16 protein-coding genes are annotated in these 15,803 nt (G+C 73.1%); 6 read left to right on the top strand and 10 right to left on the bottom strand.

Features of this window, described 5'->3' with window-relative positions; translation table 11 throughout:
- Positions 1-48: 48 nt before the first annotated feature.
- The 4 genes from F603_RS0118830 to F603_RS0118815 form a co-directional block, all read right to left on the bottom strand.
- Complete coding sequence (locus F603_RS0118830) at positions 49-666, bottom strand: histidine phosphatase family protein (RefSeq protein WP_019547533.1); 618 nt, start codon at positions 664-666, stop codon at positions 49-51.
- Between the two features lie 148 nt (positions 667-814).
- A complete protein-coding gene (locus F603_RS0118825) occupies positions 815-1,297 on the bottom strand; it encodes a methylated-DNA--[protein]-cysteine S-methyltransferase (protein WP_019547532.1) in 483 nt (160 codons plus the stop codon).
- Positions 1,294-2,880: a DNA-3-methyladenine glycosylase 2 family protein gene (locus F603_RS0118820; protein ID WP_019547531.1), complete on the bottom strand. Its 1,587-nt coding sequence runs from the start codon at positions 2,878-2,880 to the stop codon at positions 1,294-1,296. The genes F603_RS0118825 and F603_RS0118820 overlap by 4 nt, the downstream gene beginning before the upstream one ends.
- Positions 2,881-2,904: 24 nt before the next feature.
- Positions 2,905-3,498: a hypothetical protein gene (locus tag F603_RS0118815; protein WP_037956395.1), complete on the bottom strand. Its 594-nt coding sequence runs from the start codon at positions 3,496-3,498 to the stop codon at positions 2,905-2,907.
- Between the two features lie 207 nt (positions 3,499-3,705).
- On the opposite strand from F603_RS0118815, the gene F603_RS0118810 reads away from it, so the two are divergent.
- On the top strand, positions 3,706-4,035 hold the full coding sequence (locus F603_RS0118810; RefSeq protein WP_019547529.1) for an SCO4225 family membrane protein: 330 nt from the start codon (positions 3,706-3,708) through the stop codon (positions 4,033-4,035).
- 65 nt (positions 4,036-4,100) lie between these two features.
- On the opposite strand, the gene rsgA is transcribed toward F603_RS0118810, so the two are convergent.
- Complete coding sequence (gene rsgA / locus F603_RS0118805; RefSeq protein ID WP_019547528.1) at positions 4,101-5,246, bottom strand: ribosome small subunit-dependent GTPase A; 1,146 nt, start codon at positions 5,244-5,246, stop codon at positions 4,101-4,103.
- Positions 5,247-5,992: 746 nt separating this feature from the next.
- Between rsgA and F603_RS0118800 the strand changes: the two genes are divergently transcribed.
- Positions 5,993-6,655 carry a DUF4232 domain-containing protein gene (locus tag F603_RS0118800; RefSeq protein WP_019547527.1) on the top strand — a complete coding sequence of 221 codons (663 nt, stop codon included), beginning with the start codon at positions 5,993-5,995 and terminating at the stop codon, positions 6,653-6,655.
- Positions 6,656-6,827: 172 nt separating this feature from the next.
- On the opposite strand, the gene F603_RS0118795 is transcribed toward F603_RS0118800, so the two are convergent.
- Positions 6,828-7,430, bottom strand: coding sequence for a response regulator transcription factor (locus tag F603_RS0118795; RefSeq protein WP_019547526.1), 603 nt, complete (start codon positions 7,428-7,430; stop codon positions 6,828-6,830).
- Positions 7,427-8,599: a sensor histidine kinase gene (locus F603_RS0118790; protein ID WP_019547525.1), complete on the bottom strand. Its 1,173-nt coding sequence runs from the start codon at positions 8,597-8,599 to the stop codon at positions 7,427-7,429. The genes F603_RS0118795 and F603_RS0118790 overlap by 4 nt, the downstream gene beginning before the upstream one ends.
- A gap of 167 nt (positions 8,600-8,766) precedes the next feature.
- Between F603_RS0118790 and F603_RS0118785 the strand changes: the two genes are divergently transcribed.
- On the top strand, positions 8,767-9,651 hold the full coding sequence (locus tag F603_RS0118785) for an ABC transporter ATP-binding protein (protein ID WP_019547524.1): 885 nt from the start codon (positions 8,767-8,769) through the stop codon (positions 9,649-9,651).
- A gap of 47 nt (positions 9,652-9,698) precedes the next feature.
- Positions 9,699-10,415 carry an ABC transporter permease gene (locus tag F603_RS0118780; protein ID WP_019547523.1) on the top strand — a complete coding sequence of 239 codons (717 nt, stop codon included), beginning with the start codon at positions 9,699-9,701 and terminating at the stop codon, positions 10,413-10,415.
- A 129-nt stretch (positions 10,416-10,544) separates the two neighbouring features.
- Here the strand turns inward: F603_RS0118780 and F603_RS0118775 are convergent, their stop codons facing one another.
- Positions 10,545-11,681, bottom strand: coding sequence for a YihY/virulence factor BrkB family protein (locus tag F603_RS0118775; protein WP_245600824.1), 1,137 nt, complete (start codon positions 11,679-11,681; stop codon positions 10,545-10,547).
- A gap of 151 nt (positions 11,682-11,832) precedes the next feature.
- Here F603_RS0118775 and F603_RS0118770 point away from each other — a divergent pair, with 151 nt between their 5' ends.
- Positions 11,833-13,494, top strand: coding sequence for an acyl-CoA dehydrogenase family protein (locus F603_RS0118770; protein WP_019547521.1), 1,662 nt, complete (start codon positions 11,833-11,835; stop codon positions 13,492-13,494).
- A gap of 9 nt (positions 13,495-13,503) precedes the next feature.
- On the opposite strand, the gene solA is transcribed toward F603_RS0118770, so the two are convergent.
- A complete protein-coding gene (gene solA, locus F603_RS32380; RefSeq protein ID WP_019547520.1) occupies positions 13,504-14,652 on the bottom strand; it encodes an N-methyl-L-tryptophan oxidase in 1,149 nt (382 codons plus the stop codon).
- 154 nt (positions 14,653-14,806) lie between these two features.
- On the opposite strand from solA, the gene F603_RS0118760 reads away from it, so the two are divergent.
- The gene (locus F603_RS0118760) at positions 14,807-15,439 is read left to right on the top strand and encodes a class I SAM-dependent methyltransferase (protein ID WP_019547519.1); all 633 of its coding nucleotides are present in this window, start codon (positions 14,807-14,809) and stop codon (positions 15,437-15,439) included.
- Positions 15,440-15,469: 30 nt separating this feature from the next.
- Here F603_RS0118760 and F603_RS0118755 read toward each other — a convergent pair whose 3' ends face one another.
- Positions 15,470-15,787, bottom strand: a complete 318-nt coding sequence (locus F603_RS0118755; RefSeq protein WP_019547518.1) for an acyl carrier protein — start codon at positions 15,785-15,787, stop codon at positions 15,470-15,472.
- Positions 15,788-15,803: the final 16 nt, after the last annotated feature.

Raw genomic sequence — 15,803 nt, 5'->3', positions numbered from 1 at the left:
CGCCGCTCTTCGACGCGATCGGCCACGGCGAGCGCACGGCGGTCGGCTTCAGATATGCAGCTCGGCGGGGAAGCCCGTCCAGCGCAACTCGAGGGGCAGATGCCGCATGTCATTGGAGACGAGGATGGAGGCGGGTCGACCGGGCGCGTAACGGATGACGGTGAGCGCCGCGTTGCAGTGGTCGAGGCCGAGCCAACGCCACTTCGGTGCGTGCAGGGCGTCCCGGACGAGCCAGGCGACCAGGAAGTTGTGTGTGACGACGAGTTCGTGCCGATCCTCTTCCACGGCTACCGCCCCGGTGAACAGATCGAGAGCCTGACGGGCCAGCACAGGTCCGCGCTCCTCATCGGTGGCTCTCGCGAGGAAGCGGAGAGAGAAGTCCGCTGATTCGGCCGGTAGCTCGTCCTGCTCCGGTATGTAGGGCACGTAGTCACCGGCGGCTTCCGAGACGTGCAGAGGGACGCTGCCCAGTTGGTCGCCGATCAGGCGTGCGGTCTGTTCCGCCCGTGGGAGGGGACCGTGGTGAACAGCGGCGAAGGGGATCCCGCGGAGGTGTTGGCCGAGCAACGTGGCTTGCCGTCGCCCGGCCTCCGTCAGTCCGCTCTCGTCCGGTAGTGCCTCGCCGTGCCGGACGAGGTAGAGGTAGCGGGTGGACAGGCCGGTCATCCCGAGCTCCTTCGCGCCACCAGTGATCTTGTCAGCCACAGACGCTGCCCCCGGGGTGCCGGTTCCCTCCGCCCGTCGAAGAGAAGGCCCTCGGGACGGAGAGACCGCCACGACCACGCGCCGCCTCCGACAGAATGCCCGGCGTCAGTCAGCGAGCGCCCTCCAACGAGAGGAGCAGACGCTTGTTCTCCAGGCCGCCCGCGAACCCGGTGAGCGAACCGTCGGCCCCCACGACGCGGTGGCAAGGACGCACGATCAGCAGCGGGTTGGCTCCGACGGCGCCGCCGACGGCCCGGACGGCGTTGCGCGGGAGGCCGATCGATGCGGCGAGGGCGCCGTACGTCGTCGTCTCGCCGAAGGGGACGGAGTCGAGTGCGCGCCAGACCTGCTCCCGGAAGGCGGTGCCTGCCGTGCGGAGGGGCAGGTCGAAGCGGTGCAGCTCCCCGGCGAAGTACGCGTCGAGCTGGCGGCGCACCTCAGGGAAGGCCGCGTCGTCGCGGACTCCGGTGGCGGCGCGCTGTCCGGGGACGGTCAGGCCGGCGAGCGTGTGGCCGTCGCCGGTGAGGAGGAGGTCCCCGAGGGGGCTTCGGTGGTAGGTGTGCACGGTCTGGAGGGCGGGGGCGAGGGTCATGGTGTGCTCCGGTTCGCGCGGGCGGGCCGCTTCGTCGTGGTGGGTGGTGTGCTTTCGGCGGCTGCGCGCCACAGGTGGTGGACGGCGTACGAGCGCCAGGGGCGCCAGCGTGCGGCGTGCGAGGGTGCGCAGTTGAGCAGGTCGAGCCCGTGGCGGACGCCGGCGTCGCCCGGCAGGAAGACGTCCGGATCACGGAGGGCGCGCATGCGGACGTAGCCGGCGGTCCAGGGGCCGATGCCGGGGAGCGCGCGGAGCGCGCGGTCCGCGTCGTCGCGGTCGGCGCCGGGCTCCAGTGGGACGGTGCCGTCGGCGAGCGCCGCCGCGAGCGCGCGGAGCGCGGTGCGGCGTGCCTCGGGCATGCCCACCTCGTCGAGCGGTGCCTCGGCGAGCGCGGCGGTGTCGGGGAACAGGTGCGTCAGGCCGCCGTCCGGGGCCGGGAGCGGCTTGCCGTACGCCGCGACGAGGCGCCCGGCGAGGGTGCGCGCCGACGCTACGGTGACCTGCTGCCCGAGCACCGCGCGCACGGCGAGCTCGTGCGGCTCGGCGGCGCCCGGCGAGCGCAGGCCGGGCTCCGCCGCGGCGAGCCGGGCCAACTCACCCGAGTCCGCGAGGCGTTCGGCGACGGCGTACGGATCGGCGTCGAGGTCGAAGAGGGACCGCAGCCGCTCGACGGCGGTGGCGAGGTCGCGCAGTTCGGTGAGACGGAGCCGGACGTCGAGCCAGCCGCCGGGCCTCGACCGCGCCGGCTCGGCGACGGAGGCGACGCCGACGCCGTACGGAAGCACCAGCGTGCGCCGGTAGGTACGTCGGCCGGGTTCCCCACGCATCTCCTCGACGCCGGGGACGGCGCGGCGGCCGAGGAAGTCGAAGACCTGCGCCGCGGCGTAGGGGCTCCGGTGGGCGAGACGCAGGGCGAGGCCGTCGCCGTCGGCCGCGCCGCTGCTGCCGCGGGGCGCTGCCGCGCGCAGGGCGCTCGGGGTGAGCGCATAGACCTCGCGGACGGTCTCGTTGAAGCGGCGGACGCTGGAGAAGCCCGCGGCGAAGGCCACGTCGGTGACGGAGAGAGGGGTCGTCTGGAGGAGGACGCGCGCCGTGTGCGCGCGCTGGGCGCGGGCGAGCGCGACGGGTCCCGCGCCGAGCTCGGCGGTGAGCTGCCGCTGCACCTGGCGGCTGCTGTAGCCGAGGCGGCGGGCGAGGCCGCCGACGCCCTCCCGGTCGACGACGCCGTCCGCGATCATGCGCATCGCCCTGCCGACGAGGTCCGCGCGCAGGTCCCACTCGGCGGAACCCGGGGAGGCGTCGGGCCGGCAGCGGCGGCAGGCGCGGAACCCGGCCTGCTGCGCCGCCGCGGCCGACGGGTAGAAGCGGACGTTCTCCGGTTTCGGCGTGACGGCGGGGCAGCTCGGACGGCAGTAGATGCCGGTGCTGCGCACGGCGGTGCAGAAGACGCCGTCGAACCGCGCGTCCCTGCTGCGGACCGCCTCGTACCTGGGGTCCTGCCTGCTCTCCGCGGCGCCTGGTGCTTCCTTCACGCACTCCAGTGTGCGCCGCTCCGGGGACGGATTCTCGCGGGAATCGGACATGGGCGTACGTACCCGGGACGCCGCCTACGTCTCGGTGATGTCCGGACCCTGCGGCAGCCGTTGGAGGAGGCCCCAGGTGAACTCCGCGACGAGCGAGCGGCGTTCGCCCGCCGCGTCGGGCGCCTCGAAGGCGAGGCGGAAGCGGGTGGGGGCCGAGCCCTGGAGCGGGCGGGCCGGCGCGAAGGCGCGCGCCACCTCGTCGACGGTGCAGGCCCAGGGCGTGAGGTCCTCGACGGTGCGGAGCGGCACCTGCTCCGCCCCCGGCGCCCGGACGAGCCACTCGTTCCAGACGGCCCCGCCCGGCGCGGTGAGCACCTCGAAGCGGAGGTCGGGCCAGAGCGGCACGGGCCAGGTGTGCGCGGTGCTGCGCACGTCGCCGAAGGTGCGCTCCGAGGTGGCGGCGGGCGGGCCGAGCGCCGAGCGGTAGCGTGCCAGTGCGCCGCGGCGCGCGGGGCCGTGGACCATCGCCTGCCACCGCCGGTTGGCCTCGCGCATCTCCTGCTGTCCGACGCCGAGCGTACGCAGCGCCTCGGTGACGAGTCCCGGTTGGAAGTCGGCCATGCGACGCAGCAGGACGAGCTGGAACTCCAGCGGCCCGAAGGCGCCGGGGGCGCTCATCGGTCGGCCGCGTGCGGTGTCGGGCGGTACGGGCGCATGGAAGGACGGTACCGGCACGGGTTCGGGTCGCGGTAGCGCGGATTCCGCACCGCCGGCAGCGCGCACCCGGCGGAGAGCGCACGGCGGGTGAGTACGCGTACTCAGGTGTCCGCGGGAAGCCGCCCGGCATGCTGGGGAGCGCACGCTGGACGAAGCACCGGAGGGATCATGACGGACACGGGAAACCGACGGCGAACGGCCGCCTGGTGGCGGATGTGGGCGAACCCCGCCGGCCTCGCGTACCTCGCGCTCGTGGCGGCCGCCGCGCTCTTCGCGGCGGTCGACGCGGTGTGGGTCCCGCATGCCGACGCCTCGTTCGCCGGGGTGTGGGTGCTCTTCGCGACGGCGCCCGCCTCGCTGCTCGTCCTCGGTCTCGACGGACCGTGGTTCGTCACGGGCCTCGCGCTCGCCGCGCTCGCACAGGCCGCCCTGCTGGGCGGGGCGTACAGGTGGCTCGTCACCACGCGCCACGCACGGCGTACGGCCGACGGCACCTGAACACACCCCGCCCCACCGACCCCCGCGGCCCGGGTTCACCCTCGGCCGCGGGGGTCGTTCACAGGTCAGGGCTTGCGGTGCGGGCCCCGCTTGCGCTCCATCATGTGGCGTCCCAGCGCTTGGCGCTGCTTGAACAACTGCCGCTGCTCGGCACGGAGTCGGGCGTCGCTCCGCGCGGCGATCCTGGCGTTCTCACGGAGCAGCTTGCGGTAGCTGTCGAGGCGGCGCTGCGGCAGGCGGCCCTCTTCGACCGCCGCGAGGACGGCGCAGTCGGGCTCCGCGCGGTGGGCGCAGTCGTGGAAGCGGCACTCGGCGGCGAGCTCCTCGATCTCGGCGAAGGTGCGCTCGACGCCCTCTGCCGCGTCCCAGAGCGCCACGCCGCGCAGCCCCGGCGTATCGATGAGCACGCCGCCGCCCGCCGAGACGGGGAGCGGCAGCAGGTCGCGCGCGGTGGTGGTGTGGCGCCCCTTGCCGTCGACGGCCCGTACGGCGCCGGTCCCTTGGGCCTCCTCGCCGAGGAGCGCGTTGGCGAGCGTCGACTTGCCCGCACCCGACTGCCCCAGGAGCACGGAGGTACCGCCTGCGACGACGGCCGTGAGCACCTCGATCCCTTCCCCTGACTCGGCGCTGGCGGCGAGGACTTCGACACCGGGGAGGCCCTCCGCCGTCTCGGTCCTGAGTACGTCGACGGCGCCCGGGTCGAGGAGGTCGGCCTTGGTGAGCACGACGAGCGGCTGGGCCCCGCCGGCCCAGGCGAGGGCGACGAACCGCTCCAGACGGGCGAGGTCGGGTTCCCGCTCCAAGCTGGCGAGGACGAGGGCGTGGTCGACGTTGGCCGCGAGGACCTGCGCCTCGGAGCGGTTGGAGGAGGCCGAGCGGAGGAAGGCGGTGCGCCGCGGCAACAGCGCCCGTACGACGGGCTGTTGGCCGCCGGGCACCTCGCCGAGCGCGACCCAGTCGCCCGTGCAGGGGAGGCCCGCCTCCGGCGCGGCGGCGGTGACCTGGCCCGCGACGCCGAAGGCGGTGCAGCGGTCGCGGTCGACCCGGAGGATGCGCGCGGGGGTGAGGCCCTCGTCCTCGTACGGCGCGAAGGCGTCGGCCCACTCGGCGTCCCAGCCGTAGCGGAGGAGCGGCGCGTAGGGGTCGGAGGCCGGGGTGGCGGCGGGCGGGAGCGAGGACGGGCGCGGGAAGGAGGAAGCGGAGGAGGACAAGGCGACGACCCTTCGTGGGGCAGCACCGGTGGCGCGCGCTCGGGCGCGGCTCGATCAGTCAGCCGGCGGCTGCGGGGGTGGACGTGACATGGATTCGGATGCGGGCAGCGCCCAGCGCAACGACAGCCATCGGTCGACACCTCCCCACTTCGGCACGGACGGGACAGCGGGTGCGACCGCTGCGAGGACCGACGCTAGCCGCCGGGTCTGCGCGCCTGCCACTTGTTTTTCGGTGGGCCGGGCGCCCCCGAGGGTCCGGGCCAGGCGGCGTCGAGGCTGGGTTGGTTTGCCGTCGACGCAAGGCGCAGGGCCGCGCGGCCGACGCGGCTGCCTCGGGGATGCCCGACCGGCAGACGGAAGAGCGGCGTTGAGGGTGGGACGCGTCGGTCGCCAGGAGCCGTCCCGCGTACGACAGGACAAGTACCGGCGGGTCACGGACGTGTCTCAGGGCGGCCGGAGGTTCGGGGCACGAAGTGAGGGGTGCGGAACCGGAGTCGGACCGTGCTCGAGCCCGCGGCTCCGGGAGCTTCCGTGCCCCTCCGTCAAGGGCTCGGAGCGGGCTCGGGCGGAGGTGGGCCGAGCGCCGTGGAGGGCGTGCCCGTGGCACGTCGGCGTCCGGCACCGCCAAGTCGGCTGTAACAGGCACGTATTAGAGGCCGGTCCTATGGAACGTTCTACGGGGTGCTCGTGGTCCAAGTGATCAGAAAGGCTCGCCGAGCGGGCACCACGATCACAAGGAGAAACCGATGCGCGCCCAGAAGCTGGCCATCGCCGCCGTCGCCCTCGCCGCCGGCCTCTCGCTCACCGCCTGCCAGGGAGAGGACGACGCGAGTGCGAACGACTCCTCGGCGTCCTCGTCCTCCTCGTCCGGCTCGTCGTCCTCGTCCGACTCCTCCGACTCCTCGGACTCCTCGGACAGCGGAGACTCCGGCGACAGCGCCTCCGACGACGGCGGATCGACCAAGACGGCGTCCGGCACCGGCGGCAGCTCCTCCGACGGAAAGACGCGCCCCGGCTACGCCACCTGCAGGACCTCCCAGCTCGACATGAGCGTCAACGCCGGCATGGGCGAGGGCGACCGGGTGGTGAGCCTGGAGAACACCGCCTCGACCGCCTGCGCGCTCAAGGGCTTCCCCGGCGTCGACCTCAAGGGCAAGGACGGCACGTTCAGCGCCAACCGCAGCGACCTCAAGGCGCCGATGGTCCTCGTCAAGCCCAATGAGAAGACCCGCTTCACGCTCCACACCCCGCGGAACGACACCGGGGGCTCGGGCGTCGACATCACCAAGATCGTCGTCACCCCGCCCAACGAGACCCACTCGAAGACGCTGTCGACGCGGATCAACCTGCCCGTCAGCGACACCGCCACCGACGACATCCGCGTCGACCCGGTGGGCACGGGCAAGTGACCCCGTCGGCCGGCGACTTACGCGCCCGGCCCGCCCCCGTCCGCCCCGACGCGCCGGGGCGCCGAGGGCGGGCCGGGCGCGCGCTCCGCGCGTGCGGCCCTCCGTCGCAGGCGGCGCGGCAGGTGGATGCCGCCCGGGCGGCCGCCCCGCGCGAGGCCGGTCCCGGCCACCGCTACAGCCAGTCGTGTTCCCGTGCGTACCGCGCGGCCTCGTGCCGGGTCCGCGTCTGGGTCTTCTGCATCGTGTTGGAGAGGTAGTTGCGTACCGTGCCCTGCGCCAGGTGGAGTTGCGCGGCGATGTCGGCGACCGAGTAGCCCTCGCCCGTCGCCCGGAGGACGTCGCTCTCGCGGTCGGTGAGCGGGCAGTCGTCGATGACGGCACGCGCGGAGACCTCCGGGTCGATCCACCGCCTGCCCTCGTGGAGGGCGGCGATGACCGACGCGATGTGCGCCGGTTCGGCGGACTTGCTGACGAATCCCTGCACCTTGAGCTTCAGCGCCTTGCGCAGCACCCCGGGGCGAGCATGCCGGGTCAGCATGAGGATCACCTGCTCGGGGCTGGCACGGCGGATCGCGGAGACGGCGTCGAGCCCGTCCATGCCCGGCATCTCCAGGTCGACGACGAGCACATCGGGGCGGTGGTGGAGGGTTGCCTCCACGGCCGACGCCCCGTCGCCCGCCTCGGCGAGCACGGTGATCTCGCCTTCGTGGGGGAGCAACGAGGCGAGCGCCTTGCGCAGGAGGGCCTCGTCGTCGGCGAGTACCACGGTGGTCATCGATCATCCTTCCGTGTCGCGGCGGCTTCGGAGCGGGGGAACTCGGCGGCGGTGAGGAACCGTCCGTCCTCCTGCTCGACCGTGAGCACGCCTCCGTCGCCCGCCACCCGGTCCCTGAGCGTCGAGAGCCCTCTCAGCTCGGGCGGCGAGTCCGCCCGTACGCCGTCGTTGACGATCTCGATGCCGGACCCGGAGAGGGTGATCCGCACCTGGCCGGCCTGCGCGTGCCGCAGGATGTTGGTCGTCGTCTCCCGCAGGACCTGGCCGAGCAACTCGCCGACCCCGCTGTCGACTTCACCCTCGCGTTCGACGGTGACGTCGATCTCCGCGGCCGTGAACAGGTTCTTCGCGTTCTCCAGCTCCGCCGACAGGTTGAGGCGCCGCTGCGCGTAGGCGAGCTCCTTGGTCCTGGTGAGGGTGTCGCCGACCAGGGCGTGGATCTCCCGCAGCTCCTCCTCGGCCCGTCCGGCGTCGCTGTGCACGAGCTTCTGGGCGAGCGCCGCCTTCAGCTTCACCACATGGAGCGTGTGGCCCTGGATGTCGTGCAGGTCGCTGGCGAAACGCACGCGCTCGCGGACGACGGCCAACTCCGCGTCGCGCTCCCGCGCTTCCTCCACCTGTGCGGTGAGGCGCGAGACGAGCTGGTTGAGCCCGGTGAGCACGACCGCCGCGACCGCGATGCCCGTCGCGGCCACGAGGTACCGGCCGAGGAGGTGGGCGAGGTCTCCGCCGAGGAACACCGCCCGCGCCACGACGACCGAGGCAGCGAAGGCGACCGTACCCGCCACCAACTGCCTGCGGCGGTGCGGAAGTTGGTGGTAGACGACAGTGGTGGCGACGCCCAGGCCGTAGGACGCCGCCGCACTGTCGCCCAGCAGCACGGCGAGGAGCCACACGGCCGCGGTGACGGCGAGGCAGAGCAGCGCGGTGCGGGGCGCGCGGTACGCCGCCCACTGCGAGACGGAGGCCAGAGCCGCCGCCGTGCCCACGGCGAGGAGGGCCGCCTCCCGCCAGGACTCCGCGTTCTCCGCCAGCAGCAGCGCCCCCACCGCGACGAGCGACGCGGTCACGAAGCTCTGGTTGAGCGTACGGAGCTGTCCATGGGGCTCCTCGCGCACGTCGGCCCCTTCGGAGTCCGAAGGCGGAACGCGCGGGGAGAGGGTGTCCATGTGCGATCTCCGAGGGTGGGGCGGAAGGCTTCGCCCTCAGTATCGTGCCCTGCTCCGGCGCGCCACCAGTGACACCGCGTCACTGCTCATGGGGCAGGGATGTCACGGCGGAGTGCTGACACGGCCGCACTGCCGCGAGGCGCGCACCGGCGGCTGTACTCGACGGCATGACCACCACACCCGTCATCGACGTCGACCGCCTCAACCTCACCTACGGCGACTTCCACGCCGTGAAGGACCTCTCGTTCCAGGTACGCAAGGGCGAGCTCTACGCCCTGCTCGGCACCAACGGCGCCGGGAAGACCTCGACCCTGGAGACGATCGAGGGCCACCGCGTCGCCGCTTCGGGCACCGTCCGGGTCTTCGGGCAGGACCCGCGCGACCGCGGCGCCGTCCGCCCGCGGATGGGCATCATGCTCCAGGAGAGCGGCTTCTCCCCCGACTTGACGGTACGCGAGTCGGTGCGGCTCATCGGGCGGCTCACCCGGCGCACGGACGACGTCGCACGCGTACTCGACGTCGTCGACCTCACCCGCAAGGCCGGCACCAAGGTCGCCCAGCTTTCCGGCGGCGAGAAGCGCCGCCTGGACTTCGCGACCGCGGTGTACGGAACGCCGGAGCTGATCTTCCTCGACGAGCCGACGACCGGCCTCGACATCCAGTCGCGGGACGCCCTCTGGGACACCGTGGACGCGCTGCGCCGAGCCGGGTCCACGATCGTCCTCACCACCCACTACCTGGAGGAGGCCCAGCAGCGCGCCGACCGCATCGGGCTCATGCACAAGGGCGCCTTCCACCGGGAGGGCACCGTCCGGGAGCTGACGCAGACGCTCCCCGCCGAGATCCGCTTCTCGCTGCCCGACCCCGCACCTGCGCTTCCGCTCCACGCCGCGCGCGCCGGCGACGGGTCCTTCCTCGTCGAGACCTTCGACCTCCAGAAGGACCTGCACCTCCTCCTCGGCTGGGCCCACGACCACGCCATCGAACTGCGGGAGTTGCGCGCCGGACCGACCCGGCTCGACGACGTCTTCCGCTCCATCGGCAGCGACTAGCACGCACCGCACCCGCCTTCCGCACCTTCCACGACAAGGACTCACCCATGCTGTCGATCGCCCTCGGCGAGCTGATCCAGATCTTCCGGAACCGGCTGGTTCTGGTCACCATGTTCGTCCTCCCCGTCGCGTCGAGCGCCGGGTACATCTACCTCCACGACACCGTTCCGGGGCTCGGGCTCGGCGGCGTCGCCGCGGTGCTGCTCTTCCTCGTCGTCGCGATGGGGCTCTACACGACGACGGTGACGACCCTCGCCTCCCGGCGGCAGAACCTCTTCCTCAAGCGGCTGCGCTCCACAGCGGCGAGCGACTCCGACATCCTCACCGGACTGCTGCTGCCGGTGACCGTCATCGCACTCGTCCAGGTGACGGTGATCCTCGTCGTCCTCGGCGTCGTCGCCGGCGGGCCGACCGACCTCCTCCTGCTGGCGGCCGCCGTCCTCGCGTCCGTGGCGATGATGATCGGCCTGGGGCTCGCCACCGCCGGGCTGACCAACTCCCCCGAGCACGCGCAGGTGACCACGCTGCCGCTGGTGATCGGCACGCTCGTCGTCGCCGGCTGGGTCGGGTTCGGCGACCCCGAGGACATGACCGTGCTCAAGCGGGCACTCCCCGGCGGCTCCGCGAGCGAACTGGTCGCCGCAGCCTGGGACGGCGGCGTTCCGCTCGCGGATGCCCTCCCCCTCCTCGCCCCCACGCTGGGCTGGGTCGTGGCCGCCGTCGCGCTGGCCTCCCGGATCTTCCGGTGGGAGCCGCGCCGGTGACGGCTGCTGACGCGGGCCCTCCGGACACAGGGCAGTTGCGCCGACCGGGCCGTCCGGTGCCTGCGCGCCGTGCAGGCACCGCCCGCCGCGGCGGCGCAACTGCGCGCCCCGGCTCGGGTGTTCGGCGACTCACCACCTGCCGCGCGGCCTGATACGTCCCCGTATGTCGGCGGGCGGCAGGAACTTCGGCCACCGCTCGGGGAACTCGGCCGGCGGCGCCTCCACGTTCTCGCTCTCCTCCGCCCCCTCCCCCTCGGCACCGCGCATCGCACGCCGCGCCTCGACCGCCGCGACGACCTCGGCTGCCGCCGCCTCCCGTTGGCGCTCCTTCGCGTGCCTCGCCGCCGCGGTGGCGACGGACGGCCAGACCCGGTCGATGGCGGCGTTCACCGCGGCCCCGACGAGGACGGCGAAGGCCGAGACGCCGATCCACAGCAGCACCGCGACGGGCGCGGCGAGCGAGCCGTAGATGCTCGGCCCCTCGACGGTGCTGGTGAGGTAGAGCCGCAGCAGGAAGCTCCCCAGAATCCACATCAGCAGCGCGACGAGCGCACCCGGGATGTCCTCGCGCCAGGGCGAGCGGACGGGGACCGAGACGTGGTAGAGCGTCGTGAGGAAGACCACGGAGAGCAGAACGACCGTCGGCCAGTAGACGACGCTCACCAGCCACTGCGCGTCGGGCAGCAGCCGCGCCGCCGCCTCGGGACCCGCGACCATCAGCGGCAGCGCCACGGCACCGATCAACAGCGCCACGAGGTAGAGGCCGAAGGCGAGGAGGCGGGTGTGCACGATCCCGCGGTGCCCGTCGAGCCCGTACATCACGGTGATGGTGTCGACGAAGACGTTGACGGCACGCGAGCCCGACCAGAGCGCGAGCGCGAAGCCGATGGAGATCACGTCCGGCCTGCCGCCGCGGATGATGTCGTCGATCAGGGGGCGCGCCAACTGGTCGACGCCCTTGTCGGAGAGGACCGTCGCGGAGGCCTCGAGGAAGTTGCGGCGGATGGAGTCGATCGTGTCGACGCCGATCCAGGTGTCGAGATAGCCGAGGAGGCCGACTAGGCCGAGAAGGAGCGGCGGGATGGAGATGAGCGTGAAGAACGCGGCCTCCGCCGCCAGGCCGAGCACCCGGTACTCCATACAGGAGTTGACGGTGTCCTTCAGCAGGAGCCAGGCCGTGCGTCCTTTGGGCACGTCCCGGTACTTCACATGTACCTGCGGGGGCTGCCTCGCAGGACGTTCGGGGGTCTCGTCGGCTCCGTGCACGCTCATAACGTATCTGTCCCGCCGAACCGGCATCGTCACGCGACCGCCCGGAAGACGTCCCGCCCTGCGCGCGGCGCCGGCCCGCGCACCTGCTCGCGGCCACCGCCGTACGCTCCTTCCGCTGCTACGCGCCGGTAATTACCGTGTGCCTATGGCAGCCGCGACGCACACCGTGACCAACCAGCCCCCGCCCCTCGTCGACTACGACGTCTTCACCACAGACCACGCGCTCCGCGAGGGCGTCGAGCGCCACCTCCCGCCCGAGCACGCCGGGCCCGCCACCGAGGAACTCAGCGCGCTCGGGCGGCGGGCCGGCTCGGCGCAGGCCCAGGAGTGGGGTGCGCAGGCCAACGACAACCCGCCGGTCCTCCGCACGCACGACAGGTACGGCCACCGCATCGACGAGGTCGACTTCCACCCCGCCTGGCACCGCCTGATGGAGGAGGCCGTCGGCGCAGGGCTCACCGACCCGTGGTCGCGCCCGCACGGGCAACTCCTGCGCACCGCCGGGTTCTTCGTGTGGACGCAGGTCGAGGCGGGCCACGGCTGCCCCGTCTCGATGACGCACGCGGCGGTGCCCGCGCTCCGCAGGGAGCCCGAACTCGCCGCCGTCTGGGAGCCGTTGCTCGCCTCCCGCACCTACCGGCCGGGGCTCGACGTCCCGGCGACGGCCAAGCCTGGTGCCCTCGCGGGAATGGGCATGACGGAGAAGCAGGGCGGCAGCGACGTACGGGCCAATGCCACCGAGGCCCGACCGACGCACGTCGAGGGCGAGTTCACCCTCACGGGACACAAGTGGTTCTGCTCGGCACCGATGTCGGACGCCTTCCTCGTGCTCGCGCAGACCGAGGGCGGCGGCGGCCGTCCCACGTGCTTCCTCGTACCGCGCGTACTCCCCGACGGCACCCGCAACACCTTCCGCATCCAGCGCCTCAAGGAGAAGCTGGGCAACCGCTCCAACGCGTCGAGCGAGGTCGAGTTCGACGGCACCACCTGGGCGCACCGCGTCGGCGAGGAGGCGCGCGGCGTCTCCACCATCATCGAGATGGTCGCGGCCACCCGGCTCGACTGCGTCACCGGCTCCGCCGCGCTGATGCGGCAGGCCGTCGCGCAGGCGAGCCACCACGCGGCGCACCGCACCGCCTTCGGCAAGCTCCTCGCCGACCAGCCGCTGATGCAGAACGTCCTCGCCGACCTCGCCCTGGAGTCGGAGGCGGCGACGGCCCTCACCCTGCGGCTCGCCGCCGCCTACGACGCCGCCGCGGCCGGCGACGAGCAGGAGCGCGGACTGCTGCGCATCGCGGTCCCCGCGGCGAAGTACTGGATCACCAAGCGCTGCACCCCCACGGTGGCCGAGGCCCTCGAATGCCTCGGCGGCAACGGCTACGTCGAAGAATCGGGGATGCCCCGACTGCTGCGCGAGTCCCCGCTCAACTCCCTCTGGGAGGGCTCGGGCAACGTCCAGGCGCTCGACGTACTGCGCGCCCTCCAGCGCGAGCCGCAGGGCTTCGACGCGTTCCTCCGCGAGATCGGCACCGCACGCGGCACCGACCACCGCCTCGACGCCGCGATCAAGGAACTCCTCACCCAACTCGGCGACTTGGAGGGCATCGAGACGAAGGCGAGGCGCCTCGCCGAACAGATGGCCCTGGTCCTCCAGGGCTCCCTCCTCGTGCGCCACGCACCCCCCGAGGTGGCCGACGCCTTCTGCGCATCGCGCCTCGGGGGCGATTGGGGTGCGGCCTTCGGGACGTTGCCGTACGGGGTTGATCTGGCGGGGGTTGCGGGGCGGGTGGGGGCTGGGGTGGGGTGACGCCTTGCCTCACCCCGTGAAGCGCGCCGGGTCGGTGAACCCGGCGTCGCAGTACGGCTCTTCGCCATGGACGTACTGCGCGAGGAGCTCTCCGACACCTGCCGCGTGCTTGAACCCATGGCCGGTGTCGCCGCCCGCGACGAGGAGGTTCGGGGCGTGCGGAAGGGGGCCGAGGAGGAACTGGCCGTCGGGCGAGTCGGTGACGACGCAGGGGTCGGTCCGCACCGGGTGCGGGACGAGTCCGGGGAAGGCAGTGGCGATGCGGGGCGCCAACCGCCGTGCGGCGGCGGCGAGTCGGCCGTCGTCCGGTTGCCAGGGGAACGGTGTGTCGTCGACGAGCCCGGCCACGCCCACCTTGACGTCGTGTCCCCCTTGCGCGTCCGAGCCGTGGCCCCAGAGGTGGTCGCCGTCCGGGCGCTCCCAGACGAACGCGGGGAACCGCGGGAGCGTGAAGGCGTCCGAGGCCGGGTCGGCGGCGCGGAACCAGGTGAGCGGTGTCGGGCGCGGCACGAGCGGGAGTTCGGGGACGAGCGCGGGGAGGCCGGCGCCCGTTGCGAGCACCGCCTTGCCCGCACGGACCTCGCCCGCCGAGGTGTGCAGGGTGACGCCGCCCGCGTCCGGCTCGACCGCGAGAACCTCGGTGCGGGTACGGACCTCGGCGCCGAGACGCCGCGCCTCCGCGACGGAGGCGCATACGGCGCGCTCCGGGTAGCAGAGGCCGGCCTCCGGGTCCCACACTCCGACGTCTCGCCGGCCGACACCGGCGAACTGCGGAAACTGCCGCCGCAGAGCGGCGGGTTCGAGCTGCCGCATGGACAGCCCCGCCGCCTCGGCCGCCGCCAGAGCACCGCGCACCGGGCGGCTGCCGGGGGCGCCGAGCGTGAGGCAACCGGTCTGGCGCACGAGCGGTACGCCGTCCTGCCGGGCGAGTCCGCGCCAAAGGTCGAGGGTGCGTCTCGCCAGGGCGGGCAGGCCCGGGTGTTCGAGGCAGGCGACGCGGAAGAGTCGGGTCAGTCCGTGCGAGGAGCCCGACTCGTGGCCTACGTCGTGGAGTTCGAGGCCCAGGACGCGGCCTCCTCGCTCCTGCAACCGCCAGAGCGCCGCCGAGCCGAAGGCCCCCAGCCCGATGACGGCCACGTCCGCGCGAAGGTTCACCATGCTGCCCGCTCTCCTCGTCGTTTCTCGTCCGCCCCGGACTCGGAAGCGGCGCGCGGTGCTCCGGGCGGCCCCCTCCGACCCTTCCGGGGAGAAACCTTTCCCACCCCCGGTCGGTAGACACGGGCAGGCAGACGCCCCGAAACGAGGTTTCACGATGTTCGCGTACAACCGCTCCTTCCTCTCCGGGTACGACTTTCTCGTTCACACCGTGAACTGCAACCTGTTCTGGCAGTGCCCGACCCGGCACGTCGTCGACCTCTACCGGCGGCACGCGGGCGCCCGGCATCTCGACATCGGTCCGGGGACGGGGGCGTTGCTGCGGCGCTCGCGGCTGTCGACGGGGACGGCCGTCCATCTGATGGACCTCAACGAAGGGCCGCTGGAGGTGGCGCGGAAGGCGCTGCCGCGGCACCGCGTCGAGACGCACAGGCAGGACGTGCTCAAGCCGTGGGACCTCGACGAGGCGAGTATGGACTCGATCGCCATGTCCCTCGTCTTCCATGCGCTGCCGGGGGACAGCATCGGGGCGAAGTCGACCGCCGTGCAGGAGGCGTCGCGGGTGCTCGCGCCCGGGGGGCGGTTCTTCGGTGCGACGATCCTCCCGCTCGGCCGGTCGGTGCGGACGACGGCGCGGGCACGGTGGCTGATGGACTCGTACATCCGCCGGGGCATCTTCGACAACGCGGGCGACGACGCCGACGAGCTCGACTCGGTGCTCCGCGACTCCTTCGGCAGGGTCCGCAGTTGGACCAAGGGCTGCGTGGCGCTCTGGGAGGCGTGGAACTGAACGAGCCCGCCACGCAGCCGCGCCGGGCCCTCAGGGCCGTACCGGCGCCCCTTCCGCCTCGGCCACGAGAGCGGCCAGGATCTTGGCCGACTCGGCGAAGGTCGTCCTCGCGCGGAAGCGGGCGCGCGGTACGGGCACCCCGATGCGCGCGGCGATCCGGCTGCGGATCTCGACGGCGGTGAGGGAGTCGACGCCCGCCTCGGGGAAGTCCATGTCGGGTTCGAGCGCGTCGGGTTCGTGGTAGCCGAGGACGGTCGCGGTGCACTCCATGACGACGTCGAGCAGGATGCGCTCGCGCTCCGCCTCGGGCATGCGGCGCAGCCGCGCGTTCAGGTCGTTTGCGGTCAAGTCCGGTTCCTCGCTC

It is taken from the genome of Streptomyces sulphureus DSM 40104 (assembly GCF_000381025.1).
Classification (GTDB): Bacteria; Actinomycetota; Actinomycetes; order Streptomycetales; family Streptomycetaceae; genus Streptomyces; species Streptomyces sulphureus.
Note: the sequence above shows the minus strand (reverse complement) of the source record. Positions and strands in the feature narration are given on the sequence as shown.